Source organism: Pseudomonas sp. LB3P31 (genome assembly GCF_054897945.1).
Genome location: NZ_CM142710.1, coordinates 5,736,638 through 5,762,640 on the forward strand (window position 1 = coordinate 5,736,638; position 26,003 = coordinate 5,762,640).

The window sequence follows — 26,003 nt, forward strand, 5'->3', positions numbered from 1 at the left end:
CACCCTTCGCCAGGGTCTGATTAACACAATGGTAGCCCTGAAACTCAGGGCTACCAGTCGGCGAGAATGGCTTTCAGCTGGCGGTCGGTCAGAGAGCGGCATTACCCATTGAGAAAGGCGCTCCTTCAATGTGATAGACCTGCGGATCTTCCGAGAAATACTCCTGCAGGCCCAGCATGAATACTCGGTGGTCTTCACTCGCTTCAAAGCCCGGAGTGTGATCCTCAAGTGATAGCCAGCGCACGATCAGGGTAAATTGCTGCGGGTTTTCGATCCCCTGCGCGAGCATGTGACCGCAGTATCCTTTTGCGCGGCAAAGCAAAGGAGCGACCTCGGCAAATGCATGCCTGAAGTTTTCTATCTGATCCTGGTGAACGGGCAGTAGAGCGAACTCATAAATCATGGGATTCCCCTGAAGTGAGTTCAACGTGTGCGAGCTGGGAGGAGGGCACGACTGCTATCGCGATTTTCCCTCGGAGACCATTGTTGGGGCTCTCCAGTCGCGCATGCGCGAGCGCAATGTCGGCAAGGGAATAGACGGCGCCAACGTGTGGGCGCGACTGACCGCGCTCGATCAACGTGCTCAATTCATCCAGCTTGCCGCGGTTTTGTCGGGTGAAGACGAAGTGAAAACTGGCGTTCTTGCCCCAGGCCTGGACGAGGTTCTGTGGCTGGGTGATGTCCACGATGCTGACAACCCGGCCGAGTTGAGCGAGCGCGTCGGGACTGCGCGATAACGTGTTGCCGCCAATGGTGTCGAACACCACATCGACTCCGCAACCAGCTGTTTCCCGATTGATCACGTCGACGTAGTCCTCCTTCTCGTAATCGATGAGTACGTCGGCACCCATGCGTCGTGCGAACTCGAAGTTTGCTTCGCGCACCGTGGTGAAGACTCTCGCGCCAATGGCTTTTGCCAGCTGGATCGCCACATGCCCGACGCCTCCCGCGCCGCCGTGAATCAGAATGCTTTCTCCCACTTTGAGCGCCGCACGCACGGTCAGTGCTTCCCATGCCGTTCCGCCGACCAGGCTCAGGCTTGCCGCCTCAAGATGGCTGAGCGAGGCGGGCTTCTTGCCGACGATATTTTGGTCGGCAACGTGGTACTCGGCGTAACTGCCCGGGCCGTCGAATATTTGCGGGGTGTACCAGACTTCGTCTCCCACTGAGAAGGCCGTTACTCCCGGCCCGACTTCTTCGACAACGCCGGATATGTCGTGACCGGTAATCGCCGGAAGTGGCACCAGGTCGCGATAATCGCCACGTCGGACCTGAAAATCCAACGGATTGATGGAGGTGGCGTGGACCCGGACCAGGACTTGTCCCATGCCCGGCACAGGTGTGGGCACGTCACGAAGCTCGAACGATTCCGGACCGCCAAATGACTTGAGTATCATCGCTTTCATTGGAAAACCTCATTTCTGGAAAAAGGGATATCGGGAAATATCGATGTATAGCTGCGTAAAATTACTGCGTATTTCCTAACGTGAGCCGGCCTCATTTCGGTAAATTGGGATATCGGGAATTATCGATATCACGGATTAAAACCTTACAGCTCTTTTCCAATGATCTCGGCGAGAGCACTGATGGTCGCTTCATTGCGTTTGTAATAGGTCCACTGGCCGATGCGCCTGACTTCGACCAGACCTGCGCGTTGCAGGGTGGCAAGGTAATCAGACACCGTCGACTGCGACAGCCCGACGCCTTCCTGAATGCTGCTGACGCAAACGCCAACCGTGTGGACGTCGCCCTCATCCTGTGGAGGGAAACTTTTCGCCGGGTCTTTCAATCCTTTCAGGATTTCAAGACGTGTGCGGTTGGAGAGGGCTTTGAATATTTCGAGTAGGTCCATGAGCTGATTATATCGAGATTATTCGATATGTCAATTTGTCGATTCGAGGCCATTGGATGCCTGGTGTCGTGGATGACGGGACGGGGCATTACTAGCTATCCGCCCACCCCGGCTGCCGCCCGAATTCCTCGAACAACTCGAAAATGGTCGCCTTGACCTTCTGCACGGCATTGCTTTCTACAACCGTGTCATGCCAGCACAACGAAAGATCTCGCTTGAACAGCCGATGATTGATCCTGGCCAGTTTAAGCCGATGTTGCCCGAGCTCCACATGGGCGGCGGCCCATGGCAGGATCGTGACACCGAGCTGCGCCTTGACGGCTGCGAACAGCAGGTCGGTGGAATTGGCCTCGAACTCAACCTCGCATTTCAGGCCGGCTTCCTGCATCGCCGATTCGACTCGACTACGAATCGTGTTCGGAGCACAGGGCAGCACCAGCGGCATATTCGCCAAGGCTTCAATCGTCACCGGTTCATCCGGTAGCGCAAAATCTGGCCACGCCACCAGGTACAGGGTCTCGGTCAACAACCGCCGCACCGCCATGCCGCGGGTTTCGACCGCATCGACATTCACCGCCAGAGCCACCCGCCCGACGCTGATCAGCCGTCCCAGGTCGGCACTGGGGGCATCGATCAACTCCAGCTTGATCCCCGGATAGCGACTGCGAATGGTACGAGCGAGCGGAATCGCCAACACCCGAGACGTGCTCGATGGCATGCCGACCGACACTTTGCCTCGCGGGAATTCTGCGTCCTGGCGCAGTAGCTCCTGGGTGCCGTCGGCCTGGCGCAGCAATTCGATGGCATGTCGGTAAAGCGTCTGCCCGGCGGCGGTGGGGATCACGCCATGCACGCTGCGCTCAAGCAGTTGCATCTCCATATCCCGTTCCAGATTGCGCATCTGCTGGCTGATCGCAGGTTGCGCAATGTGTAGCACTTCACTGGCTCGGGTGATGTTGCCGCATTCGACCACCTTGATGAAGTAACGCAGCTGGCGCAGGTCCATGCAATAACTCCTGAGGCATAAGAATTTTCGATGACGGTAGAGGAATATCATATTTGAAGCTTATGAGACAGCGCGCCTAGACTCGGCTCACAACCACCGAAGTGCAGGCCGCACTCAACCTTCACCGGAGAATCCTATGCATGCTTTGCAAGGCGTGAAAATAGTCGACCTGAGTCGCGCACTGTCGGGGCCGTTCTGCACCATGGTGCTGGCAGACCTCGGCGCCGACGTGATCAAGATCGAGCCCGGCCCAACGGGCGATATGAGCCGCACCTGGGGCCCATTTGATCGGGGCGTGAGCACCTACTATTTGTCTTGTAACCGCAACAAGCGCGGTATGTGCATCGACTTCCGCAATCCCCAGGGGCTGGCGACGATCCAGCAACTGATCGATGACGCGGACGTGGTGATCGAGAACTTCAAACCCGGCACCCTGGAAAGCATGGGCCTGGGTTATGAGGTGCTCAGCGCGCGCAATCCGCGCCTGGTGCTGGGGAGCATCAACGCCTTTGGCGCCGACGGGCCGATGAGCAGCTGGCCGGGATTCGACCAGATTGCCCAAGGCTACTCGGGGCTGATGAGCCTGACTGGTTTCGTCGATGGCGACCCGACTCGCACTGGCACCGCCATCGGCGATTTGACCTCGGGCATGTGGTTGGTGACAGCAGTGCTGGCCGCTCTGCTGGAGCGCGAACGCACCGGGCGCGGCCAGCATGTCAGCACGTCGCTGCTGGCCAGCCTGGTCGGGTTGCTGAGTGTGCACGGGCAACGCTACCTCAGCTTGGGGGATGTGCCGCGGCGCAGCGGCAACGCGCATTCGGTGATCGCGCCTTACGGCGTGTTCCAGACCAAGGATGGCCCGCTCAATCTGGCGCCGATCACCTCGGCCATGTGGTTGCGTCTGTGCGCACTGCTGGATTTTCCCGAGCTGCCGGACGATCCGCGTTTTGCCACTAATGAAGCGCGGGTCGAACGTCGTGATGAATTGCGCGAGATTCTGGAGAGCCGTTTGCAAACCCGCAGCAAACGCGAGTGGACCACGCTGTTCGTCGATGCCGGGTTACCCGCCGGCCCAATCAACACACTTGATGAGGTCTTCGACGACCCGCAGGTGCTGCACAGCCAATTGACCGAGACACTTGCTCACCCGACACTTGGCGCGCTGCGCCAGGTCGTGACCCCGGTGTTCGGCGGCACTGACGCCACTGCCAGCCGCCCACCGCCGCTGCTTGGCGAACACAGCGTCGAAGTACTGCGCGAAGCCGGGTTCGACACTGCGTCAATCAACGCGCTGCTCGCCGCTAAAATAGTCTTGCAGAACTCCGACGACATGACCTGCGCGCACTCAACAGGAACCGCACAATGAATCCAACCTCTAGCGCTACCGTGACCGTCAACCGGGTCGATGAACGCATCGCGCGGCTGGTCTTCAGCAACCCCACCCACCGCAATGCACTCAGCGCCCAACTGCTGACGGCATTCGACGAAAGCCTGCTGGCCTTGGCTTCCGAACGCGTCCCGGTGGTGATCCTCGGCGGCGAAGTCGGCCAGCCCGTGTGGAGTGCCGGCCACGATATCCGCGAACTGCAACACGATCGTGACCCGATCGCCTACGGCAAGCCGCTTGAACAAGTATTGCGGCGCATCCGTGCCTACCCTGGCGTGGTGATTGCCCTGGTGTCCGGCTCGGTGTGGGGCGGCGCGGTGGATCTGGTGATGAGCTGCGACATGGTCGTCGCGGACCACAGCGCCAGCTTTGCCATGACACCAGTGAATATTGGACTGCCATACACCACCAGCGGCTTGCTGCGCTTCTTCAACAACTTGCCGATTCATGTGCTCAAGGAGATGTTTTTCACTGCGCAGAAGCTGGATGCGCAGCGTGCGGAACGCTTTGGTCTGGTCAACCGACTGGTCGACGAAGCTGTGCTGGAAGCCACCGTGCTTGAACTGGCGCAGGGCATCGCCAGCAAGGCGCCCCTGGCCATCGCGGCGGTCAAGGAACAGCTGCGCATCCTCGAGGACCTGCAACCGATGCCGGTGCAGGCGATGGAACAGATTGCCGAACTGCGCCGCCAGGCCTGCGAAAGTGCCGACTTTGGCGAAGGATTGGCAGCCTTTGCCGAGCGCCGGCCGGCGGTTTTCAGAGGCAACTAGCACGACAGATCCCTGGCGCAATCGTGATGGCCCCCACGGCCTGACGTGAGTCGCTTGCTCCACATCCCGAAAAAATAACAACAAGGACGGTACCTGCGGGGCCGTCCGACGGCGGGGAGTCAGATTGCAATGAATAATGAAATTCTGTCGATTTTGGTATTGGTGGTGGTTTTCGGTATCGCCAGCGTATTACCGATCAACATGGGCGCGCTGGCGTTCGCCGCGGCCTTTATCGTAGGTTCGGTGATCATGGACATGACAGCGGCGACCATCTTCGCCGGTTTCCCCAGTGACCTGTTCCTGACGCTGGTGGGTGTGACCTACCTGTTCGGCATCGCGCAGAACAACGGCACCATCGACTGGCTGATCGAGCGGGCCGTGTTGATGGTGCGTGGCCGAGTCGCCTTGATACCCTGGGTGATGTTCGTGGTGGCGGCGCTGCTCACTGGTTTCGGTGCGCTGAGCCCGGCGGTGGCGGCGATCCTGGCGCCTATTGCGCTGAACTTTGCCGTGCAGTACCGCATCAACCCGGTGCTCATGGGACTCATGGTGATTCACGGCGCCCAGGGCGGCAGCTTTTCGCCCGTGAGTATTTTCGGCGGCATCACCAATCAGATCGTCGAGTCCTCGGGACTGCCTTACGCACCGACCACTCTGTTCGTCTCCAGCCTGCTATTCAACTTGGGGATTGCGATGGTGGTGTTCGTGGTTTTCGGTGGCCTGCGTAGCGCCCGGCTGTCGCTGGTGGCAGTCGCACCAGGTCCACGGTTGCATGCAGCGGGTGCATCGCTGGCCATTCTTGGCCACGGCGGTACACCGGCTTCCCCGGCCTATCACCGCGCCGACCTGACGGGCGCCGGTGCGCCGCTGGAAACCGTTCACCGCCTGGACTGGGCCAAGCTATCGACACTGGCAGGGCTGTTGGCGCTGGCGATCTCGGCACTGGTATTCAAGTTCAATATCGGCCTGGTGGCCATGACGGTCGCGGTGGTCCTGGCGATGTTTGCGCCCACGGCGCAGAAGGCGGCCATCGACAAGGTGAGTTGGTCGACTGTTTTGCTGATCACCGGGATCATCACTTACATCGGCGTGATGCAGCGCATCGGCACCATCGACTATGTTGCCCATGGCATCTCCAGCCTGGGTGACCCGCTGCTGGTGGCTCTGCTGCTGTGTTTCACCGCCGCGATCATCTCGTCCTTCGCTTCGTCCACGGCCTTGCTCGGGGTGATCATTCCCCTGGCCGTACCGTTCTTGAGCCAGGGTCAGATCAGTGCGGTCGGAGTGGTCGCGGCCATCGCCATTTCCACCACCATCGTCGACACCAGCCCGTTCTCCACCAACGGTGCGCTGGTGGTGGCGAACACTCCGGAGCGGGAGCGGGAAAAAGTCCTGCGCAGCCTGCTGGTCTACAGCGCGGTGATTGCTCTGGTGGGGCCGTGTGTTGCCTGGTTGACTTTGGTGGTGCCTGGGGTTCTTTGAAGCATCGGGTTTACTCGCCACCTGACATGGGCGCGACCTGCGACCGGGTGGCCACTTTCTTCCGGTCGATGAAAACCCCTCGCAGCCAATGGGTCATCGGCAATTCCACCAGGCGGTAAACACCGACCGCCACGATGCAGCACAGGATAATGCTCACCGGCGTCATCACATAGGCGAGGGCCCCCGGCGCGTCGAACACATGGAATACCTTGTTGAAGACCTTCAACACATACGGATGAAACAGGTAGAGCGAGTAACTTGCATCGCCGATCAGTACCACGAACCAAGGTAACTGGACCCCCGTCAAGCCATGCACCATGGTGAGGAATATGACGGCTGCCGGTATGCCCCAGGCCAGGCCGCGTCCCAGGGATTGCGCCAGGCTATAGGCAAACGGCATGTAAACCAGGGCAGCCACGCCGATCAATATCAAGAGGGTGCGCACACCGTTGTTCGGACTGGAGGCGCGCCATTGTGCGGTGCGTGCGTACAAGGCGTAGCAGCCCATGCCCAGAACGAACTCGGCGAGAATCTGCTGGGTGTAGAACCTGGTCCACAAAGGTGCATCGGACGGCACCAGATGGCCTAGCAGCGCCAACGCCAGCAACAGGCTTGAGCAAATCAGCAAACGGTGACGGTGACTGATGGCCATGGAAATGGCGAACAGCGCATAGAAGAACATTTCGTAGTTCAACGTCCACCCCAGGTACAACAAAGGCTGAACGTATTCACCTTTCTGGTATGGAATGAAAAACAGCGATTTGAGCAACCCAGGTACATCCGCCGTGGTGTTGTCCAGCAGACTCGGCAGCAGCAGGGCGACGGCGAAGACACCGAAGGTGCCGAGCCAATACAGCGGAACCACACGGATAACGCGTTTGGTAAAAAAATGGCTGCTTGATTGAGCGGTGACCAGGGCCATGATGAAGCCGCTGATGACAAAGAAGATATCAACTCCCCAGTCGCCATTGCGGAACAGGGGGATATGAAAAAACACCACGGCGAGGGCTGCGATGGCGCGCAGCATTTGAACACTTTCCAGCTTGTCGGCTGGAGCCTGGAGCGCGGAATTCATGGCGAGGTCCTTATCAGTCTGGCTCGGAAGGTGGCATCGAAGTAGGGGCGAAAGCGATGTACCTGCCGCACTCTGATAATAGAAAGACACCTGACATATATAGATGCAGCACAAACAAGCGCGCTATAAATAACTATGTATTATGCAGCGCACTATTAAATCGAATCGATAAGCGTGACATCACGTTAGCATCAGTCTTTAAAAGAGCAAGTCGGTTTTCTGCGTTATGACGAGTGGATTATTGACTCAATTATGGCGTCAAAAAAATCTCATTTACTTGCATCGATAGTTAGTCAGAAATAGTTGTGCAGCGTTTTTTATAAGGTACAACTTTTGCGCCTGCGGGACTTGCTGGAGCCCAGCCCATCCACCGCGCGCATCCCCAACAGTGGCAATCCCAGCAGGGTCAATCCGACGCCGACCATTGCGCTGACGGTCAACGGATCGTCGAACTGCAGCCATGCCCAGATCATGGTCACCGGTGGTGTCAGGAAAAGTGCACCGCTGATGAGTTGAATGCTGAAACGTTGCAGGCACAGCCAATAAAATCCATAGCCGCCCAAAGTCGCGAACACCACTAGCCACAAAACACCTGCGGCAAAACCCGCACTGGTCGGCGGGCGCATATCCCCTTCGACGCAGGCCAGCACCGCAAACACTGGAATCACTGCAACTACCTGAATGAACAGGGCGGTCGAGGCCGGCATCGATGCACCGGGCGAAGCTTTCTGATACAGCGTGGCCGCCGCCAGGGAAAGGACCGCCAGTACTGGCAAGCTGTAGACCCAGACGTCAGCAGCATCCCATTCCACGCTGGCAGCGCTGGCCACCAGCATGCCGGTCAGACACAGCGCCAGGCCGACCCACTGCCAGCCGCGCGTGCGTTGCCCGGGCACGCTACCGGCCAGCACCACAATCGTCAGTGGCAGCAGATTGGCGATGAGCGAGGCGGTACCCGGCGCGACCCCCAGTTGAATGGAGCCGGCGATCGGTCCGATGTATCCGCCAATCGCGAACAGCCCCAGCAAGCCCTGATGGGCTAAATCCCTGCCGCGCAACTTGCGCAGACCCGCCCAGGAGAAGGGCAGCAACACGGCTGCCGCGAGGATGAAGCGCCATAAGGAGGCCAGGTAAACGCTGCCCTGATCGGCGACGTAGCGATATCCAATAAACCCCGAGCTCCAGCTGACGACCATGGCCAACAGCAACGCGCCGCTGGTCAAAAGCGCTAGGCGTGTGTGCATGACGTTCATCGAATGGCACCTGACAGTGGGCTGAGTTCGATGGTATGAATAAGCAGTTGATGCAATCAAACGATACGATCAGCACCACTGATGCAGGATTTATCAACCATGGCTGAAGCGCTTGATATCGAACTGCTGCGAACTTTTCATGCGATCTTGCGCTTCGGGCAATTCCTGGCGGCAGCGAGTTTTCTAAACAAAAGCCCGTCGGCGGTCAGTTTGCATGTTCGGCGCCTGGAAGCATTGGCCGGAGGCCGCTTGCTGGAGCGCGATAATCAGACAGTCAGCCTGACCCCGCTGGGCCGTCGTTTTGCGCTGCAAAGCGCAGAACTGTTGCGGCTCCACGACGGGCTGCTGGCCAGCTTCGTTGCGCCAGTGGCGAGTGGACGGGTCAGGCTGGGCATTTCCGAGGAGTACGCCGGCGCGATACTGGGCTGTACGCTGCCGCATCTGACCGCGGATTTTCCGCACATAGAACTGGAGGTGGAAACCGGCGCCAGCGGTCGCTTGAACACCCGGCTTCACCGTGGACAACTGGATATGGCCCTGTTGGTGGAGCCGATTGATGCTGCGGCGGCGCAGTTGCGCTGCATCAAGACCTTCGGCATCACCCAACCTGTCTGGGTGGCCGCCCACCACTACCTGCAGGACCTGAGCAAACCCGTGCCCCTTGCTTTGCACGGTAAAGGTTGCCCGTATCGCAGCGTGGCGGTTGACGCACTGACCCAACAAGGTCGACGTTGGCGGGCGGTGATCATCAGCGCCGGGGTGATCGCATTGGAAGCCGCCATCGAGGCCGGATTGGCCATCGGCATCGTCGACCGTGCCCGAGTGAGTCAAGGCATGCGCGTGCTGACGGTTGCCGACGGATTTCCCGAATTACCCGTGCATGAACTACGACTGATGTTGGCGCCGGGGGAATTGAGTGAGGCGGCGGAGGTGATGGTGAGATTGATCAGCCATGGGTTTGAGCAAGAGGCCAGGGCGTAAAGCCCTGGCAGACAGCAGATATCACTTTTTCTTTTTCGCCGGCTTTTCAGCCTTGTCTGATTTCTGGGCCTTTTCCGGCTTGCTATCAGCTTTTTTTGCAGATTTTTTTGGCTCAGCATCCTTTTTCTTGTCTTTCTTATCGGAAGATTTCGAAGGAGCCGAGGCCGCAGCTGCTTTCTTGGTCGGTGATGCCTTTTTGTCCTTCGAATCCTTGCTGTCTTTCGAAGAATCACCTTTGCTTTTCTTGTCGTCTTTAGCCACGTTGACCACCTCTCGGAATATGCCGGTATTGGCACAGTGCCTGTGGGATTTCTTCACAAGCTGATCATTAGGCGAGCGCGGTAAAAGGGGGTTCAAATTTTTTTTTGCTCCGACCGTTTTCAGACTGGAGTGGGTGAAAGCGCTTTCCCATACCCTTGCTATGATTTCAGTAGATTCCATCATAAGCCCGTCCACGCAGATTTTTAGTCCAAGCGAAAACAGACGCCAAACCGCCATTCTCAGGAGATATCTTCCAGTACGCGCCGATCAACTTCGACGCTAGCTGCGTGGAAGTCGTGGGGGCGGCCAGCGAATCCTTGGGCTTGAGCCATCGACCGATGATTTCCGGCGCCGGGCATGACGCCTGTTACCTGAACCGTGTCGCCCCGACGGCGATGATCTTCGTGCCTTGCGTGGATGGCCTCAGCCATAACGAAGCCGAGGAGATCCATCCCCATTGGGCGACGGCCGGCGCCGATGTGCTGTTGCAGTCGATACTGGCCAAGTCCGGGGCTTGAGGGTGCCTGATCGCTACTGATGCTCAGTGCGCGAACGCACCTGTGCAATTACGTGGAAAATGTCGAAGTGTCTTCAGTCGCCGGATTCACAGCGGATGCGGCCGCAATAATCGTCTTGATCGGGATAAACATCGGTGTTGTACCGAGGGCACCTGCTTCCTCCAAAATCTCAAACCCGAGAGATTGGTAAAAGTTGATCGCTTTGGGCGCTGCATCAAGATACATCCCTTTAACGGGAATGGTCTTGTGCACAGTCATTGCCTGATCGAAAGCGATCATCAGCAGCTCCCCTCCAATACCTTGTCGTTGATAAGGCGCGTCAACGGCAAGCATGCTGAGTTTAACCGCCGGAATCTGAGGAGGTTGATTCCCTGGTTCCAGATAAGCCTGAACCCGTGCTTTGTCCAATATCAGAAAAGTCAGGGTGCAAAAAGCAAACAGCTCACCCTTGTCGTTGATGGCGCCAATGCCGGTGAGGTTGTCACTCTTCAAGGCCCGCTTGAGCTTGGTCTTGAAGTAGTCGTCCAGCATGTCTTCCCCGCAGCTGAAGGTCTTGAGGAACGTGTACGAGGAATAGTTTCGGCGCAGGTTTTTATCTACCTCGTAACTCACGATCTCTTGCACGCTCATTTTTCTTCCTCATGAGTTTTACCAAGGCAGGGGGTGGTGTTGCTTCTTCATCGCTATCGCGGAGAATCTCGTGCAGCCGAGAGAATGCTTTCTCTGAAAGCTCCAGGCGGTTGTAGTTTTCCATTACCGCTTCGGCTTCTTTGAAGGCAGAGGCCATAATGAAAGAGGTCATGTCGAGACCTGAAATGGTCGCTGCTTTGCGAATGAAGTCTTTGGCGAACTCAGTCGTCTTGAGATCAAGACGCGCAGTTTTTGCCGCGTTCAAGTTTTCAACCAATGTGGACATTTCGTCACCTGCTGCTGGTATTTGGTAAGTGTTTCTTCCCTGCTCTGGTTAGAGGCTCCGAGAGTGCTGGTAGCATTGCTGCGTACGTACGATAGCCGGGTCTTTGGTGTGGGTCAAGCGCGTACGTCTAACGTACGGCTGTGATTGATCGCGCGCGTCGGGCCAGGAATGGCCGGTGGCATCGCAACGGTGCAGCCAGCGGCAAGCTCAGGCGTGCACCGGGCAAGCCCACGCGCTTAGCTCAATTTGCCTGACCAATGCGCCGGGATTCTGAGATAAAAAAATTCCCAACCGGTGATTAGTCATGGACTATAGGAGTTTTTTAGCTGCCTCTTTATGAGGCAAGCGCTGGCAGCTTCAGGAGCCCGTGAATGAACATCAAGATTGAGGCAATGATCGCTCGCAAGATCGGCTTCGCTTCCCACCAGAATGCCATTCCGCTAGTACGAGAATTGAGCATTTGGAACCAGGAAGAAACAAATCTTGAAAATTTGGTACTGACGTTAAGCACCGACCCGGATTTTGTTGAAAGCCGAACCTGGCATATTGATCGTATCCATGCGGGTGATCGTCTCAGCATCTCTCAACGCGACATCAAGCTCAACGCTGGCTATCTATCCGGGCTGAGTGAAAGCTTGAGCGCCGATGTGGTAATGCGCTTGTCCCAAGGCGACAACCTGCTAGTCGAGCAGCGCTTTCCGACCGAGCTGCTCGCTCGTACTGAATGGGGTGGTTTGAGCGCCATGCCGGAGTTGCTGGCAGCTTTTTGCTTACCCAATGATCCAGCCGTGGACCGAGTACTCAAAGTTGCTTCTCTCGTTTTGCGGCGCGCAGGTAAGAAAGACGGTATTGATGGCTATGAAAGCAAGTCACGCACGCGCACATGGGAGCTTGCGTCCGCCATTTGGTCTGGAGTGTGCAGCTTTCAGTTGAGCTATGCATTGCCTCCAGCCAGTTTTGAGCAACAGGGCCAGAAGATCAGGCCGCCCAGCGTTATTTTGGAAAGCGGCGTGGCGACCTGTCTGGATACAGCACTGCTGTTCGCTGCGGCGTTGGAGCAGGCTGGATTGAATGCCCTGCTTATAGTGACGAAAGGGCACGCGTTTGCAGGCGTTTGGTTACAGCCTCAAGAGTTTTCCCAGCTGTTAACCGATGAAGCGTCGGCAGTGCGCAAACGCCTGGATCTGAAAGAAATGGTGGTTTTCGAGACCACCTTGGCGACTCAGGTGCCGACACCTAATTTTAGCCAAGCGGTCGCAGCTGCGCATCGGCAACTCGATGATGAGCAGTTCATCATGGCTATCGATTTGCGCCGTGCCCGGATGCAGAAGATCCGCCCAATGGCGCTAGTGTCAGCACTGAGTTCAGCCGATGTGACCGGTGATGCTGCGCCGACCGCTGAAGGGTTGGAGGAAGCCCCGGCACTCCCTGGATTCGATGTCGAAATCGTTGAGGGGCCCGAAGGTCCTGCCGGCAAATTAACGCTATGGCAACGCAAACTCCTTGATCTGACTACTCGAAACCGTCTGCTGCATCTTCCAGACAGTGCGAAAGGCGTGCGCCTTCTTTGCCCGGATCCAGCGGCTCTTGAAGACCTTCTTTCCAGTGGCCAGCGCATTCGAGTGGTTCCAGTACCTGACCTGAAAAGCAGTGGCCGTGATGTGGCGGTGTATGAGCAGCAGAATAATGAAAACCTGGTCGACGAAGTCGCCCGTCAGGCACTTGCTCGGGGTGAAGTGCTCGCCAGCCTGGAAAAGACCAAGCTTGAAGCAACTCTGATCGAGCTGTTCCGAAAAGCCCGCAGCGATCTGGAGGAGGGCGGGGCAAATACCCTGTTCCTGGCGATTGGCTTTCTCAAGTGGAAGAAAAGCGCTGAAGATCCGAAAACCTACTCCGCACCACTGATTCTGTTGCCGGTGAAACTGGAGCGTAAAAGTGCCCTGTCTGGAGTAACGCTGACGTTGCTCGACGAGGAACCGCGTTTCAACCTGACTCTACTTGAGTTACTACGTCAAGATTTTGAGTTGGCGATACCCGGACTCGATGGCGAGCTACCGAATGATGAGAGCGGCATCGATGTGACCGGCATCTGGAATATGGTTCGGCGGGCGGTCCGCGACGTCCCCGGTTTTGAAGTGAGTACCGAACTGGTTCTGGGGACGTTCTCATTTGCCAAATATTTGATGTGGAAGGACCTGAACGCCAACGCTGCGCAACTGTTGCAAAGCCCATTGGTCAAGCATTTGCTGGAGCCTGGTGAAGCAGGTGAGGGCTTCTCCAGCTCAGACGAGTTTCCCAGACCCGAGCGTCTGGACTCATCAGTAACGCCGGCTCAACTTTTCGCGCCTTTGCCGGCTGACTCTTCGCAGTTATCTGCCGTCGTGGCATCTGCCAGCACCCATAGCTTCGTCATGGATGGGCCACCAGGTACCGGTAAGTCGCAGACAATTGCCAACATGATTGCGCACAACCTCGCGTTGGGGCGTCGCGTGCTGTTCGTGGCAGAAAAACGGGCAGCCCTTGACGTGGTTTATCGGCGCCTGGCAGACAGGGGGCTCGGCGAATTTTGCCTGGAGCTGCATTCAAGCAAGGCTTCCAAAGTTGAAGTGCTCAAGCAATTGGATCGCGCATGGGATGTAAGTGACGCCTTGAGCGCCGAGGAGTGGGAGCGCGAGGCTGCTCGACTGCAAAGCCTGCGCTCGCGACTTAATCAGTTGGTCGAGGTCCTGCATCGACGCTGGAGCAACGGTCTTTCCCTGCATCAGGCGATTGGACGTGTCGTTCGTGACCATGGCCCTCAGACGCCGAGATTGGCCTGGCCACCAGGCAAGGAACACGATGCTGCTGAATACGGCCAGTTGCTCGATCTCGCGCGCCGGCTCGGACTGAACGGGTCTGCGGCGCGCGACTTGTCAGGGCAGTTTGGCGCTCTGGCGCAAACCCAATGGTCGAACGCTTGGCAAGCTCAAATTGCAACTGCCTCACGTGAGCTGCCACAGGCACTCGACGCGCTAAATACAGAAAGTGAGAGGCTTCTTGGTCTGACGCACCTGGCGTTGCCTGTTACCGAAGCCACCCAGGTCCAGCAGCTCCACGATCTGACGAGCCTGATTGTGGAATCCTGCGGGATGAACCTTTCATTCGCATTCGCCCCCGACGCTGTCACACGTATCGAGGCAGCCCGGCGGGCTTGTCAGTTGATAGAGACTTATCGGGAACTGGAGGAAAGCCTGTCACTGGATTACGCCGATGAAGCGTGTCGGCGGATCTCCGTTGGGACAATGCGCAGCGAATGGCGAGAAGCCGAGGGCAAGTTCTGGTTTCTGGCTACTTTCGCCAAGAAAAAAGTTGCGAAGAAACTGGCTGTGGCAGGTGGTGCGGTGGGCCTTCCGGATACCCTTGGAGACCTCGAGATTTTTGAGCGCCTGCATTCGCAGCTAGTGGAGTTGGACTCACTGGCAAGTGACATGCAGTCGATCCCTGGCTGGCAAGGACTGACCAGCGACACCGCTCGTATCTTGCGAGCTATCACGCTGGCTGAAACCCTGCGGGGACGGCTGAGTGGCTTGGCAGAATCACCCGAGCACCTGGTTTCGTTGCGTGGAACAGTTGCGCGCCTGGTCATCGAAGCGAATGAAATGCTGGTGCCGGGAGGGCAAATCGGCACAGCGTTATCGGCATTGCAACAGGCGCTATCTCGCTATAACGAAGCCGTCCGGCTATTCGCTGGATTGGCTGCCAGGGACACCGACGCGCATCCCGGGGTTGCAGCGTTGCGGGCTACTTCACTTTCTATCCAGCAGCAGGAAGAACAACTCAAGGCCTGGTGTGATTGGTGTCGAGTGCGTGAACAGGCTGGTGAAGCGGGCCTGGCAAGCCTGGCCCTGGCACTGGAAGCAGGAAGCCTGGATCCGTCTGCAAGCGAGGAAACTTTTGTCACAGCCTATGCCCATTGGTTTGCGACACAGGGCATCGACAGCGAACCGCTTCTGAGGAACTTTGTTGCTGCCGAGCACATGAGTGACATTGGCGCTTTTATCCGCTTGGACGATGAACTGGCGAACCTGACAGTGCGTTATATTCGGGCGAAACTGTGTGGCCTGATTCCTTCAAAGAATGACATTCCTAAAAGCAGCGGCTTTGCCATTCTCAAGCATGAACTGCAGAAGTCGCGCAGGCACAAACCAGTCCGGCAGTTGGCGATTGAGATGGGAGATGCGCTGAATCGTCTGGCGCCCTGCATGCTCATGAGCCCATTGTCGATTGCACAGTTCTTGCCCGCCGATCAGCCTCCATTCGACTTGGTAATTTTCGATGAGGCTTCGCAAATTGCGCCATGGGATGCAATTGGTTCGATAGCCCGGGGTAAGCAGGTAGTTATCGCCGGTGACCCGCGCCAGATGCCGCCGACGAACTTTTTCAGCCGCGGCCCGAATGCTGGTGATGATGACACGGCCGAGGACATGGAAAGCATCCTTGACGAGTGCTTGGGAGCAGGGGTACCGAGCCACAGTTTGAGTTGGCACTACCGTAGTCGTCACGAAAGCCTGATTGCGTTCTCCAATCACCGTTACTACGACAGTAACCTCATCACGTTTCCAGCGGCAGAGACCCGTGCCAGTGCCGTCGAGTGGCGAAGGGTCGAGGGCGTCTACGCGAAAGGGAAAGGCCGCTATAACCAGGCTGAAGCTGAAGCCATCGTCAGTGAGACCGTCAAACGCCTTACCGATCCTGCGTTCATTGCTGCTGGTCACTCGATCGGTATCATTACGCTCAACTCCGACCAGCAAAATTTCATCAACGACTTGCTGGACACCGCCCGTAAACATTATCCGCAAATCGAACCCTTCTTCCAGGACACCCAGACCGAACCCGTGGTCGTCAAAAACCTGGAAACGGTCCAGGGAGATGAGCGAGATCTGATCATGCTCGGCATAGGATATGGCCCTTCCGAGCCGGGTGCGCAGGTCATGTCGATGAACTTCGGTCCTCTCAACAAAGACGGTGGATGGCGCAGGTTAAACGTCGCCATCACACGGTCACGACGAGAGATGTTGGTGTTCTCGTCCTTCGATCCGTCAATGATCGACCTCAACCGGACCAATGCACGCGCAGTTCGTGATTTGAAACACTTCATAGAGTTTGCTCAGCGTGGTCCCAAGGCTTTGGCCGAGGCGGTACATGGATCGGTTGGCGGATACGACTCGCCGTTCGAAGAAGCTGTTGCTCAAGGGCTGCGGCGTCTCGGCTGGCAGGTAGTGCCTCAGATCGGAGTGTCGCGTTTTCGCATTGACCTCGGCATTGTTCACCCTGATCGTCCGGGTGACTACCTGGCTGGGGTCGAGTGTGACGGTGCTACCTACCATAGTGCCGCCACTGCTCGGGATCGCGATAAAGTGCGAGGAGCGATTCTCAGCGGGTTGGGATGGAACCTGGTGCGCCTCTGGTCCACGGAATGGTGGGTAGACAAGGAAGGCGCTTTGCAGAAGCTGCACACGGCTTTGAACAACCTTCTCGCTAAATCCCGAGTGGACGCAGTTGCGAACTCAGTAACCAATGAGCCGCTGTCCGTTCCAATCGCTATCGATTTCTCAACCAGGCCCGGTATAACTGAGGAGTTGCCAGACGTGCTCGTTACCGCTTTGGGTGAACTTCCGGTGGGTATTGCTGAGGTTCGTATCGCTCGCGCTCACAGTGATCAACCTATTTCTTCGGGGCTGCGGGGTGAGTATCGCGTCGCCGATCTTTCCTCACTTGCGCCCATGATCCAAGCCGAGCAGTTTCACTTGCCTGCTTACACCTCGGTGCTCCGTGAGATCATTGAACAGGTGTTACGCCAGGAAGCCCCAATTCTCGACGCGCTCCTGGTCCAGCGTGTTGCTCGTGCGCACGGCTTCCAGCGGTCAGGACGGCTTATTCGAGATAGAGTGCTGGAGTTGGTAGAACAGCACCATCACGTCCGGCACGCGGAATCCGAGGAGGTTTTCGTCTGGCACGCTGAGGGCGATGTAATGGAGTGGTCTACATACCGTGTTCCGGCATCGGCCAATGATGCGCGTTCAATCGAGGAAATTGCTGCCGAGGAGTTGCGCATTGCCGCGAGTATTATCGATGCAGGGGATTTGGCCCTGGAGGTGGCCAGGTTACTAGGCGTGAAACGTCTCACGGGGGCGGCTCGTGAACGTATAGAGCGAATCCTTGGCTAGAGAATCTGATTAATTCATCGCGGTGACCTTAAAAATGGCGAATAAAAGGTCACTGCGATGCCAGGTCAAAGTTAATGCGCGCCTGCGTATGATGATTCAGCCTGACCTGCCGCAATGTCGCGGCACAGCCGCCAGCCTCAAATCGAACGCTGATTAACCCGCGCCATCAGTTGCTCTGCAGTCTCCTTGCGCTCCGAATAGCGATCGACCAGAAATTCCTGGCGGTCGCGCAGCAGCACGGTGAATTTCACCAGCTCTTCCATCACATCGACCACGCGATCATAGAACGGTGACGGTTTCATCCGCCCGGCCTCGTCGAATTCCATATAGGCCTTTGGCACCGACGATTGATTGGGGATGGTGAACATGCGCATCCAGCGTCCCAGCACGCGCATTTGATTGACCGCGTTGAACGACTGCGAACCGCCACAGACCTGCATCACCGCCAGGGTCTTGCCCTGGGTCGGCCGAACCGCGCCGAGCTCCAGCGGGATCCAGTCGATCTGCGCCTTGAACACCGCCGACATCGCGCCATGGCGTTCCGGCGAACACCAAACCTGACCCTCTGACCACAGCACCAGCTCGCGCAGTTCCTGGACCTTGGGGTGTTCGACCGGGACATCGTCAGGCAATGGCAGGCCGGAGGGATTGAAGATGCGCACCTCGGCGCCGAAGTGTTCGAGCAGGCGTGCGGCTTCTTCTATCAGCAGGCGGCTGAAGGAGCGAACGCGGGTCGATCCGTACAGCAGCAGAATGCGTGGTTTGTGCTCGCCCGTGGCTGACGTTTGCAGGCCATTGAACAGGGTGGGATCGAGATTGGGCAGGTGTTCTGACATGAATAGTCCTCCTTAGAGAGTGCCGATGCGATCGAGCTCGTGTTTCAGCTCATCGCGGCTGAGGCGGTTGAAGGGCAGTTCGAGGAAGGCCTTGCAGCGCTGCTCGATACGCGCGAGCGTGGTGCGGAAGGCGGCATCGATCAGCGCTTCGTCACCGGTAACGTCGGATGGATCTTCCAGCCCCCAGTGGGCTTTCAGCGCCGGGCCGAAGTACACCGGACAGCTTTCACCGGCGGCTTTGTCGCAGACGGTGATGACGATGTCCGGCGGGTTGCCTTCGAAGGCGTCGTTGCCTTTGCTGTGCAAGCCGTCGATGGCAATGCCGGCCTGCTGCAAGGTGGACAGGCTGCGCGGCAATACCTGGCCCTTGGGGAAACTGCCCGAGCTCACCGCTTCGAACCCTGCCGGCGCCAGGTGATTGAACATGGCTTCGGACAGGATGCTGCGGCAGCTGTTGGCTGTGCACATGAACAGGACTCGCATGGGGTGCTCCTGGAAAAGGAAGGGGATCAGCAGCAGACGGCTTCGCGCACAGGTCGGCCATCCATGTTCTGCAGGCGGGAGGTGTTGTCCTTAAGCCAATCGGAGTTGGAGTTCGAGGTCACTCGCAGGATTTCATCAACCCATTCCGGAAGATCCGGGTTGAGGCGGTAATACACCCACTGGCCCTGACGTCGATCCCGCAGCAGACCGTTGCTGCGCAGTTGCGCCAGGTGGCGACTGATTTTTGGTTGGCTGTCATCGAGCGCACACATCAGCTCGCAAACGCACAGCTCGCCTTGATTGGCAATCAGCAGGGTGGCGCGCACGCGGGTCTCGTCGGCCAGGCTCTTGAAGACTTCGGGGGGGGTGATCATCACGGGCCCTCGTTACATATGGATGAGCGAATATACGAATATCCATATGTTGTGCGCAAGGGGGAAATTCGATGTTGCGTGCGTGGCATCTGCCACCAGTACAGGACTGGGATTAGAATGGGCACGCTAATTCACCACACCATTAATGGAGCCACATGCCCTCGATTATTCGCTTGGCGGTACCGCAAGATGCCGAACTGCTGCCCTCCATTGAAATGTCCGCTGCGCAATCATTCCGCAGCGTCGAAGGGTTGACCTGGCTGGCTGATTCCCTGCCAATGAGCGTCGAGTTGCATAGCCAACTCATTGCGCAATCAACGTGCTGGGTAGCTGTTGATGCCGAGAATCAGCCACTGGGATTTATCAGCGCAAAGCGTCATGGCAATGATCTCCATATCAATGAATTATCTGTCATGCAGTCCATGCAAGGACGAGGCTTGGGGCGAAAACTGATCGAAGAGGCGAAGCGGTATGCCCGGTCAAACGCACTGCGTTTTGTAACGCTCACGACATTCAAGAGCGTGCCATGGAATGCACCCTTTTACACGCGTCTGGGGTTCCAGATTAAGCACGCCTCAGACCTGGATCAGCGGCTGGCGGCGGCATTGAGCGATGAGTACAAGCGCGGGTTTGCTCCGGCAAGTCGGTGTGCAATGTTCTGGCCAGTGAGTTGAATGCATAAATGTTCATAGGTTCTGGCTGCGCAATCGCAGCGCCAGAATGCGGCGTCTTTAACAACGGCACCAGCAAACCCAGTTCAATCGACGGAACACAGATTGTGGGAGTGAGCCTGACCGCCCGGCCGTTGGCGCCGTATCGGCTGGACACCTGCGCGGCACCGCACTACCTGGCCGAGCGCGGGGTACCGCAAACCCCCCAGGATCTGCAGGATCACGAGTGCCTGGGATACGCCTACTGGTCACGGCCGGCCGACCGCGGCCAATCGGCAGAGAACTGCCAAGCTGCGAAGGTTTGTCGATGCGGCATTGGTGCGCTTTGGCGCCTGAGGAACAGGGTCAGTTTAACCCCGGCGCAATTGCACCGGGCTCACCCCAAGCCGTTGCCTGAACGCCGTCGCCATGTGTGCCTGGGAGTTGAAGCCGCAGCTGAGGGCGATTTGCGCCAGGCCGGTAGTTGAATCGCGCAATTGCGCGCGGGCCTTGGCGAGGCGGCGGTCGATCAGGTAGCTGTGCGGGCTTTTGCCGGTTGCCTGCTTGAAGGCGCGCATGAAAAACCCTTCTGACAGACCTAGCAGGCCGGCCATGGTCTGCACACTCAAGGGGCCCTGCAGCCCGGCGTCGATAAACTCGTCGAGCAGGCGCAGGCGGCTGGCGGTGATGGAGCCTGGTGACTGCGCCGGCAATGTGCTGTGCGCCGTTGCTCGATCTGCCAACGCCAGTGCCCAGGCTTCCCAATCGTCACTCACCGAGGGGTGCAGCAATGCGCTGCGCATGCATTGGGCAAGGCTGATGGCCTGCGGGTCGATGCGGTTGTTGAACACGCGCTCCCCGAGCGACTGCAGACCATCGGCGCGCATGACTCGCAGATATTCGCCGCCATGGGCTGACTCGGACAACACGTCACAACCGGCCGGGACAAACGCCAGGCCGTTGGGGTTGGCGAGGAAGGGCAGCACGCGGTCACTGCCGATGGCGTGCAGGCCGCGCTGGCTGTCGAAGGCAAAGCCGATCGCGGCATGGCTGGCGACGTAGCGGGCCGCGTAGGCGCTGCCAGGCAGCAACTCGATCGCCCACGGGCCGGCCTCGACACGGCGGACCGGTTCAGTCTGGAGCGTTGGCGGCAGGCGATTTCGCGGATTCATGCCTCGCATAGTAGTAAAGATGAGGCAAAAAAGTCAGGTCGGTTTTCTGAAAGCCGACGTATCGACCCAAGGCTAGACTGGGCCAAACCTCAGGGAGACGGCCCATGCACCTATTGACTCGCGACGACATCGAACAAGCGGCCCGCCAGGTGTATCAGGTCATGCCTGCCACTGCCCAATACGCCTGGCCTTTGCTGGCTGAACGGTTGGGCTGCACGGTGTGGGTCAAGCATGAAAACCATACCCCCACCGGCGCGTTCAAAGTGCGCGGCGGCATCACCTTCATGCACTGGCTCAAGCGCACTCACCCCAACGCCAAGGGTATCGTCACTGCCACCCGCGGCAACCATGGCCAGAGCCTGGCGCTGGCGGCCGGTGCACTGGGTTTGCGCGCATTGATCGTGGTGCCCGAGGGCAACTCGGTCGAGAAGAACAATGCCATGCGCGGCTTTGGCGGTGAGGTGGTCGAGTGTGGCCGCGACTTCGATGATGCACGGGTAGAGGCCGCGCGCCTGGCGCAGCTACATGATCTGTTCCTGGTGCCGCCGTTCCACACCGAGCTGGTCAAGGGCGTGGCCACCTATGCGCTGGAGCTGTTCACGGCAGTGCCAGACCTGCACACCGTCTACGTGCCGATCGGCTGCGGTTCGGGGATTTGCGGGGTGATCGCCGCGCGTGATGCGCTGGGGCTGAAAACCAAAGTGGTGGGGGTGGTGTCGACCGAGGCTGCCGCGGCAAAGCTGTCATTTGAAGCGCGAGAAATCCGCGAAACCCCATCGGCGAACACTTTTGCCGATGGCCTGGCCGTGCGTAAACCGATCCCCGAGGCATTCGAAGTCTACTGTGAGGGTGCGGTGCGGGTTGTCGCGGTCAATGACGGGCAGATTGCCGAGGCAATGCGCGTGTACTACACCGATACTCATAACCTTGCCGAGGGGGCAGGGGCGTCGGCGCTGGCGGCGCTGATTCAGGAGCGGGGGGCGATGGCGGGGAGGAAGGTGGCGGTGATTTTGTCTGGGGGGAATGTGGATCGGGGGGTGTATGCGAGGGTGATTGGGTGAGCGGGGTGAGTCAGTTCCACTTTTCACGGACAGTTCGGCGCAGTATTAGCGGTAAATGGACCACCCCCTGTGGGAGCAAAGCTTGCTCGCGATGACGGATCGACATCCAATATTGATGGTGACTGGTACACCGCTATCGCGAGCAAGCTTTGCTCCCACAGATGTCTGGATATGTACACAAAGCAAGATCAAAAGATCGCAGCCTCGTTTCTCTCGGCAGCTCCTACGGGGGGAATGGTGTTAGCGGATAAAGTGGATCTTGCCGGTATCGTCGTTACCGATATAGATCCCATAAACACCAGCCTGGCGCTCCTCGATATAACGCTCGAGGATCTGCCGGATCGCCGGGTAATAGATGCTCTCCCAGGGAATATCCTCAGGCGCGAAAAACTTGTAGTCCAGCGTCTCCGGCCCATATTGCCCGGTAATCTCCAGGGCAATGGCACGGAAGATGATGTACACCTCACTGATCTTCGGCACACTGAAAATCGAGTAGGGCGACAGAATTTCCGCGCGCACTCCGCTCTCTTCCCAGACTTCGCGCAAGGCCGCCTGCTCAGTGGTCTCGCCGCCTTCCATGAAACCCGCCGGCAGCGTCCAGGTGCCCGGGCGGGGCGGGATGGCGCGCTGGCACAGCAGATACTTGCCGTCCTGCTCAATGATGCAGCCGGCAATGATCTTCGGATTGACGTAATGGATGTAGCCGCAACCGTCGCACATCAGGCGCTCGTGCGTATCACCCGGCGGCAGCTGCGACTTGAGGTCACTGGCACCACACCTTGGGCAAAAGCTCGGGCTGAACATGATTAGCGACCTATGCGAGGTTCTTTGAGGGCAATCGGCAAGGTGATCACCGGCATCTGGCCGGTTTCTTCCTGCTTGCTCTTGAGGTAATCGAGGGCCACGGCAGCCGCTGCCCGAACGTGATCGACGCAGGCCTGGTGGGCGGCCAGCGGATCGCCGCTCTTGATCGCCTCGACCATGCGTTCCATTTCCTGGTTGCTCGCGCCGCGGCGGTTCACCTGGGACACCGAAGTCGCCCGCAGGTAGCTGATGCGCGCCTGCAACTGACGCAGCTGGGTGGCCGCGACATGGTTGCCCGAACCTTCGAGCAGCACATCGTAGAAGCCCTGCACCGAATCGATCACCTGCTGCAGCTCGCCGTCCTTGAGGGCCTTGCGGTTTTCCTCCAGGGCTTTCTCCAGGGCCTTGATGTCCTTGGCCTTGGCACGCAGGGTGAACAACTGGACGATCAGGCCTTCGAGCACGCAGCGCAGCTCGTAGATATCACCGGCATCGGACAGGGTAATGATCGCGACCCGCGGCCCCTTGGCGTCGGCGAATTCCACCAGGCCTTCGGATTCGAGGTGACGCAAGGCCTCGCGCACGGACGTGCGGCTGACGCCCAGGCGATCGCACAGATCGCGCTCGACCAGACGGTCTCCCGGCAGGAGCTGGAAGTTCATGATGGCGCTTCGCAGCTTATCCAGCACGATTTCGCGCAGGGTAACGGGGTTGCGATTGACCTTGAAGCTGTCGTCGAGTGGCAGGCGTTTCATGGGGTCCGCTCTGAGTGTGGCTGTCCATGCAAAAGGGGCACTTCGATCACGACGATCGTCTGTGCTCCGGTCAGATCAAACAGCCAAGGGTTAACTGGAGGCCTCGGCATCGGCTTCGGCGAAGGCTTCACGGGCGAGCCGGAAACTGTCTACGGCAGCGGGGACTCCGCAATAAATACCGACCTGAAGCAGAATTTCGCGTATTTGTTCACGACTCAGCCCGTTACGCAAGGCGCCGCGTACATGCAGCTTGAGTTCGTGCGGCCGGTTGAGGGCCGAAATCATCGCCAAGTTTATCATGCTGCGTTCTTTAAGCGACAAGCCGTCACGCCCCCAGACGTGGCCCCAGCAGTACTCGGTGACCATTTCCTGCAGCGGGCGGGTGAAGTCGTCGGCGTTATCGATCGAGCGCTGCACGTAGGCTTCACCCAGCACCTGAGTGCGGATTTTCAGACCTTGTTCGTACTTTTCATTGCTCATTTCAAAAATCTCCTGCGTCCCCTGTAGGAGCTGCCGAAGGCTGCGATCTTTTGATGTTCGTCTTTAAGATCAAAAGATCGTCCGATCGCGGCCCGAGCCTTCGGCAGCTCCTACAGAGTGAGTCAGAGTCCACCCATCAGGGTGTATTTGAGTTCCAGGTAATCTTCGATGCCGTATTTTGAGCCTTCGCGGCCCAGGCCCGAGGACTTGATGCCGCCGAACGGGGCGACTTCCGTGGAAATAAGCCCTTCGTTGATCCCGACCATGCCGTACTCCAGCGCCTCGCTCATGCGCCAGGCGCGGCCCAGGTCGCGGGTGTAGCAATAGGCGGCGAGGCCGAACTCGGTGTCGTTGGCCTGGTGGATCGCCTCGGCTTCGGTGTCGAAGCGAAACACCGCCGCCAATGGTCCGAAGGTTTCTTCCCGGGCGACTTTCATCGAGGCGGTGATGCCAGCCATTACGGTCGGCTGGAAAAAGCCGTGGCCGAGGGCGTGACGTTCACCGCCGCAGAGCAGTTGCGCGCCGTGGGCGAGGGCGTCCTGCACATGGTCTTCGACCTTGGCCACGGCACGTTCGTTGATCAGCGGACCCTGGGTGATGCCGTCGTCGAAACCGCTGCCGACGTTCAGTTGCGCCACTCGTTCGGCCAGTCGCGCGACGAAGGCATCGTGAATGCCCGCCTGCACCAGGAAACGGTTGACGCAGACGCAGGTCTGCCCGGCGTTGCGGAACTTGGCGATCAGCGCACCTTCCACCGCACGTTCCAGATCGGCGTCATCGAATACGATAAATGGCGCGTTGCCGCCCAGTTCCAGCGAGACTTTTTTCAGGGTTGGCGCGCATTGCGCCATCAACAGCTTGCCGATCGCCGTGGAGCCGGTGAACGACAGTTTGCGCACCAGCGGGCTGGCGGTCAGCTCGGCGCCGATGGCCACGGCGTCGCCGGTGATCACGTTGAAGATGCCCGGGGGGATGCCTGCCTGTTCGGCCAGGGCCGCCATCGCCAGGGCCGAGAACGGCGTTTCCGGAGCGGGCTTGACGATGCATGGGCAGCCGGCGGCCAGCGCCGGGCCAGCCTTGCGGGTGATCATTGCGGCCGGGAAATTCCACGGGGTAATGGCAGCAACCACGCCGATCGGTTCCTTGCTGACGACGATGCGTGCGTCACCTTTGTGGCTTGGAATGGTGTCGCCGTAGATGCGCTTGGCTTCCTCGGCAAACCATTCGATGAAGCTCGCGGCGTAGAGGATCTCACCCTTGGCTTCGGCCAGTGGCTTGCCCTGTTCAAGGGTGAGGATGTGCGCCAGGGCGTCGGCGTTCTCCAGCATCAGCGCGTGCCAGCGCTTGAGGACAGTGCTGCGTTCCTTGGCGGTCAGTGCGCGCCAGGCCGGCCAAGCCTTGTTGGCGGCTTCGATGGCTTCATGAGCCTGGGCGGCGCCGAGATTGGGCACCTGGCCGATCAACTCGCCGGTGGCCGGATTGAAGATGTCCTGAACCGCACCGTCTGGCGCATCGAGCCATTGGCCGTTGATGTAGGCCTGTTGGCGGAACAGTGGTGAGGCTGCTGGGCTCATGCGGACTCCTGGAGTAATGGTGATCAACTGTAGGAGTGAGCCTGCTCGCGATGACGGCGGCACATCCAGCATCATTTGTGACTGCTGCATCGCCATCGCGAGCAGGC

At 58.5% G+C, this 26,003-nt stretch carries 24 protein-coding genes and 2 pseudogenes; 9 read left to right on the forward strand and 17 right to left on the reverse strand.

Translation table 11 applies throughout. The annotated features are described in order from the left end of the window. Positions 1 to 88 precede the first annotated feature (88 nt). The 4 genes from ACYZTK_RS26115 to ACYZTK_RS26130 all read right to left on the reverse strand — a co-directional run bounded on the left by ACYZTK_RS26115 (position 89) and on the right by ACYZTK_RS26130 (position 2,858). Positions 89 to 403, reverse strand: coding sequence for an antibiotic biosynthesis monooxygenase family protein (locus ACYZTK_RS26115; protein ID WP_462012466.1), 315 nt, complete (start codon positions 401 to 403; stop codon positions 89 to 91). Beyond that, the gene (locus ACYZTK_RS26120; protein WP_462012467.1) at positions 393 to 1,406 is read right to left on the reverse strand and encodes a zinc-dependent alcohol dehydrogenase family protein; all 1,014 of its coding nucleotides are present in this window, start codon (positions 1,404 to 1,406) and stop codon (positions 393 to 395) included. Before ACYZTK_RS26120 ends, ACYZTK_RS26115 begins: the two co-directional genes overlap by 11 nt. A 143-nt stretch (positions 1,407 to 1,549) precedes the next feature. Next, positions 1,550 to 1,852 (reverse strand): ArsR/SmtB family transcription factor, encoded by a 303-nt coding sequence (locus ACYZTK_RS26125; RefSeq protein ID WP_462012468.1) that lies wholly within the window; start codon positions 1,850 to 1,852, stop codon positions 1,550 to 1,552. 91 nt (positions 1,853 to 1,943) lie between these two features. Next, positions 1,944 to 2,858 (reverse strand): LysR substrate-binding domain-containing protein, encoded by a 915-nt coding sequence (locus ACYZTK_RS26130; RefSeq protein WP_462012469.1) that lies wholly within the window; start codon positions 2,856 to 2,858, stop codon positions 1,944 to 1,946. Between the two features lie 136 nt (positions 2,859 to 2,994). Between ACYZTK_RS26130 and ACYZTK_RS26135 the strand changes: the two genes are divergently transcribed. The 3 genes from ACYZTK_RS26135 (at position 2,995) to ACYZTK_RS26145 (ending at position 6,497) form a co-directional block, all read left to right on the forward strand. Continuing rightward, positions 2,995 to 4,224, forward strand: a complete 1,230-nt coding sequence (locus ACYZTK_RS26135) for a CaiB/BaiF CoA transferase family protein (protein ID WP_462012470.1) — start codon at positions 2,995 to 2,997, stop codon at positions 4,222 to 4,224. Beyond that, positions 4,221 to 5,015, forward strand: coding sequence for a methylmalonyl-CoA decarboxylase (scpB, locus tag ACYZTK_RS26140; protein WP_462012471.1), 795 nt, complete (start codon positions 4,221 to 4,223; stop codon positions 5,013 to 5,015). Before ACYZTK_RS26135 ends, scpB begins: the two co-directional genes overlap by 4 nt. A 129-nt stretch (positions 5,016 to 5,144) precedes the next feature. Then, the gene (locus ACYZTK_RS26145) at positions 5,145 to 6,497 is read left to right on the forward strand and encodes an SLC13 family permease (protein ID WP_462012472.1); all 1,353 of its coding nucleotides are present in this window, start codon (positions 5,145 to 5,147) and stop codon (positions 6,495 to 6,497) included. 10 nt (positions 6,498 to 6,507) lie between these two features. Here the strand turns inward: ACYZTK_RS26145 and ACYZTK_RS26150 are convergent, their stop codons facing one another. Together ACYZTK_RS26150 and ACYZTK_RS26155 are read right to left on the reverse strand one after the other, a co-directional pair. Further along, on the reverse strand, positions 6,508 to 7,572 hold the full coding sequence (locus tag ACYZTK_RS26150; protein ID WP_462012473.1) for an acyltransferase family protein: 1,065 nt from the start codon (positions 7,570 to 7,572) through the stop codon (positions 6,508 to 6,510). 317 nt (positions 7,573 to 7,889) lie between these two features. Continuing rightward, entirely contained in the window at positions 7,890 to 8,825 is a 936-nt protein-coding gene (locus ACYZTK_RS26155; RefSeq protein ID WP_462012474.1) for a DMT family transporter, read from the reverse strand. A 99-nt stretch (positions 8,826 to 8,924) separates the two neighbouring features. Between ACYZTK_RS26155 and ACYZTK_RS26160 the strand changes: the two genes are divergently transcribed. Continuing rightward, the gene (locus ACYZTK_RS26160; RefSeq protein ID WP_462012475.1) at positions 8,925 to 9,806 is read left to right on the forward strand and encodes a LysR family transcriptional regulator; all 882 of its coding nucleotides are present in this window, start codon (positions 8,925 to 8,927) and stop codon (positions 9,804 to 9,806) included. A 21-nt stretch (positions 9,807 to 9,827) separates the two neighbouring features. Here the strand turns inward: ACYZTK_RS26160 and ACYZTK_RS26165 are convergent, their stop codons facing one another. Next, positions 9,828 to 10,076, reverse strand: coding sequence for a hypothetical protein (locus ACYZTK_RS26165; protein WP_462014982.1), 249 nt, complete (start codon positions 10,074 to 10,076; stop codon positions 9,828 to 9,830). Positions 10,077 to 10,315: 239 nt separating this feature from the next. Between ACYZTK_RS26165 and ACYZTK_RS26170 the strand changes: the two are divergent. Continuing rightward, a pseudogene (locus ACYZTK_RS26170) lies at positions 10,316 to 10,585 on the forward strand (M20/M25/M40 family metallo-hydrolase); the annotation flags it as partial. Positions 10,586 to 10,633: 48 nt separating this feature from the next. Here the strand turns inward: ACYZTK_RS26170 and ACYZTK_RS26175 are convergent. Next, entirely contained in the window at positions 10,634 to 11,215 is a 582-nt protein-coding gene (locus ACYZTK_RS26175) for a GNAT family N-acetyltransferase (RefSeq protein WP_462012476.1), read from the reverse strand. Continuing rightward, the gene (locus ACYZTK_RS26180) at positions 11,178 to 11,501 is read right to left on the reverse strand and encodes a type II toxin-antitoxin system TacA family antitoxin (RefSeq protein ID WP_462012477.1); all 324 of its coding nucleotides are present in this window, start codon (positions 11,499 to 11,501) and stop codon (positions 11,178 to 11,180) included. Before ACYZTK_RS26180 ends, ACYZTK_RS26175 begins: the two co-directional genes overlap by 38 nt. 371 nt (positions 11,502 to 11,872) lie before the next feature. Between ACYZTK_RS26180 and ACYZTK_RS26185 the strand changes: the two genes are divergently transcribed. Then, positions 11,873 to 17,707: a DUF3320 domain-containing protein gene (locus ACYZTK_RS26185; RefSeq protein ID WP_462012478.1), complete on the forward strand. Its 5,835-nt coding sequence runs from the start codon at positions 11,873 to 11,875 to the stop codon at positions 17,705 to 17,707. Positions 17,708 to 17,844: 137 nt separating this feature from the next. Here ACYZTK_RS26185 and arsH read toward each other — a convergent pair whose 3' ends face one another. From arsH to ACYZTK_RS26200, 3 genes are read right to left on the reverse strand one after another with little or no spacing between them, the layout of a single operon-like run. Continuing rightward, positions 17,845 to 18,543 (reverse strand): arsenical resistance protein ArsH, encoded by a 699-nt coding sequence (gene arsH / locus ACYZTK_RS26190; protein ID WP_462012479.1) that lies wholly within the window; start codon positions 18,541 to 18,543, stop codon positions 17,845 to 17,847. Positions 18,544 to 18,555: 12 nt separating this feature from the next. Further along, positions 18,556 to 19,026, reverse strand: a complete 471-nt coding sequence (locus tag ACYZTK_RS26195; RefSeq protein WP_462012480.1) for an arsenate reductase ArsC — start codon at positions 19,024 to 19,026, stop codon at positions 18,556 to 18,558. A 26-nt stretch (positions 19,027 to 19,052) separates the two neighbouring features. Then, complete coding sequence (locus ACYZTK_RS26200) at positions 19,053 to 19,400, reverse strand: metalloregulator ArsR/SmtB family transcription factor (RefSeq protein ID WP_462012481.1); 348 nt, start codon at positions 19,398 to 19,400, stop codon at positions 19,053 to 19,055. 155 nt (positions 19,401 to 19,555) lie between these two features. On the opposite strand from ACYZTK_RS26200, the gene ACYZTK_RS26205 reads away from it, so the two are divergent. Together ACYZTK_RS26205 and ACYZTK_RS26210 are read left to right on the forward strand one after the other, a co-directional pair. After that, complete coding sequence (locus tag ACYZTK_RS26205; RefSeq protein WP_462012482.1) at positions 19,556 to 20,074, forward strand: GNAT family N-acetyltransferase; 519 nt, start codon at positions 19,556 to 19,558, stop codon at positions 20,072 to 20,074. A 113-nt stretch (positions 20,075 to 20,187) separates the two neighbouring features. Continuing rightward, positions 20,188 to 20,337 (forward strand): annotated as a pseudogene (locus tag ACYZTK_RS26210) (LysR substrate-binding domain-containing protein); the annotation flags it as partial. Between the two features lie 84 nt (positions 20,338 to 20,421). On the opposite strand, the gene ACYZTK_RS26215 reads toward ACYZTK_RS26210, so the two are convergent. Next, positions 20,422 to 21,222 (reverse strand): helix-turn-helix transcriptional regulator, encoded by an 801-nt coding sequence (locus ACYZTK_RS26215; RefSeq protein ID WP_462012483.1) that lies wholly within the window; start codon positions 21,220 to 21,222, stop codon positions 20,422 to 20,424. A gap of 104 nt (positions 21,223 to 21,326) precedes the next feature. On the opposite strand from ACYZTK_RS26215, the gene ACYZTK_RS26220 reads away from it, so the two are divergent. Next, entirely contained in the window at positions 21,327 to 22,283 is a 957-nt protein-coding gene (locus ACYZTK_RS26220; RefSeq protein WP_462012484.1) for a threonine dehydratase, read from the forward strand. Between the two features lie 240 nt (positions 22,284 to 22,523). Here the strand turns inward: ACYZTK_RS26220 and ACYZTK_RS26225 are convergent, their stop codons facing one another. The 4 genes from ACYZTK_RS26225 to ACYZTK_RS26240 form a co-directional block, all read right to left on the reverse strand. Beyond that, positions 22,524 to 23,087, reverse strand: a complete 564-nt coding sequence (locus tag ACYZTK_RS26225; RefSeq protein WP_462012485.1) for an NUDIX hydrolase — start codon at positions 23,085 to 23,087, stop codon at positions 22,524 to 22,526. 2 nt (positions 23,088 to 23,089) lie between these two features. Continuing rightward, positions 23,090 to 23,842: a GntR family transcriptional regulator gene (locus ACYZTK_RS26230; protein WP_462012486.1), complete on the reverse strand. Its 753-nt coding sequence runs from the start codon at positions 23,840 to 23,842 to the stop codon at positions 23,090 to 23,092. Between the two features lie 90 nt (positions 23,843 to 23,932). After that, positions 23,933 to 24,322, reverse strand: coding sequence for a carboxymuconolactone decarboxylase family protein (locus tag ACYZTK_RS26235; protein WP_462012487.1), 390 nt, complete (start codon positions 24,320 to 24,322; stop codon positions 23,933 to 23,935). 122 nt (positions 24,323 to 24,444) lie between these two features. Next, positions 24,445 to 25,896 (reverse strand): NAD-dependent succinate-semialdehyde dehydrogenase, encoded by a 1,452-nt coding sequence (locus tag ACYZTK_RS26240; RefSeq protein WP_462012488.1) that lies wholly within the window; start codon positions 25,894 to 25,896, stop codon positions 24,445 to 24,447. Between the last annotated feature and the right edge of the window lie 107 nt (positions 25,897 to 26,003).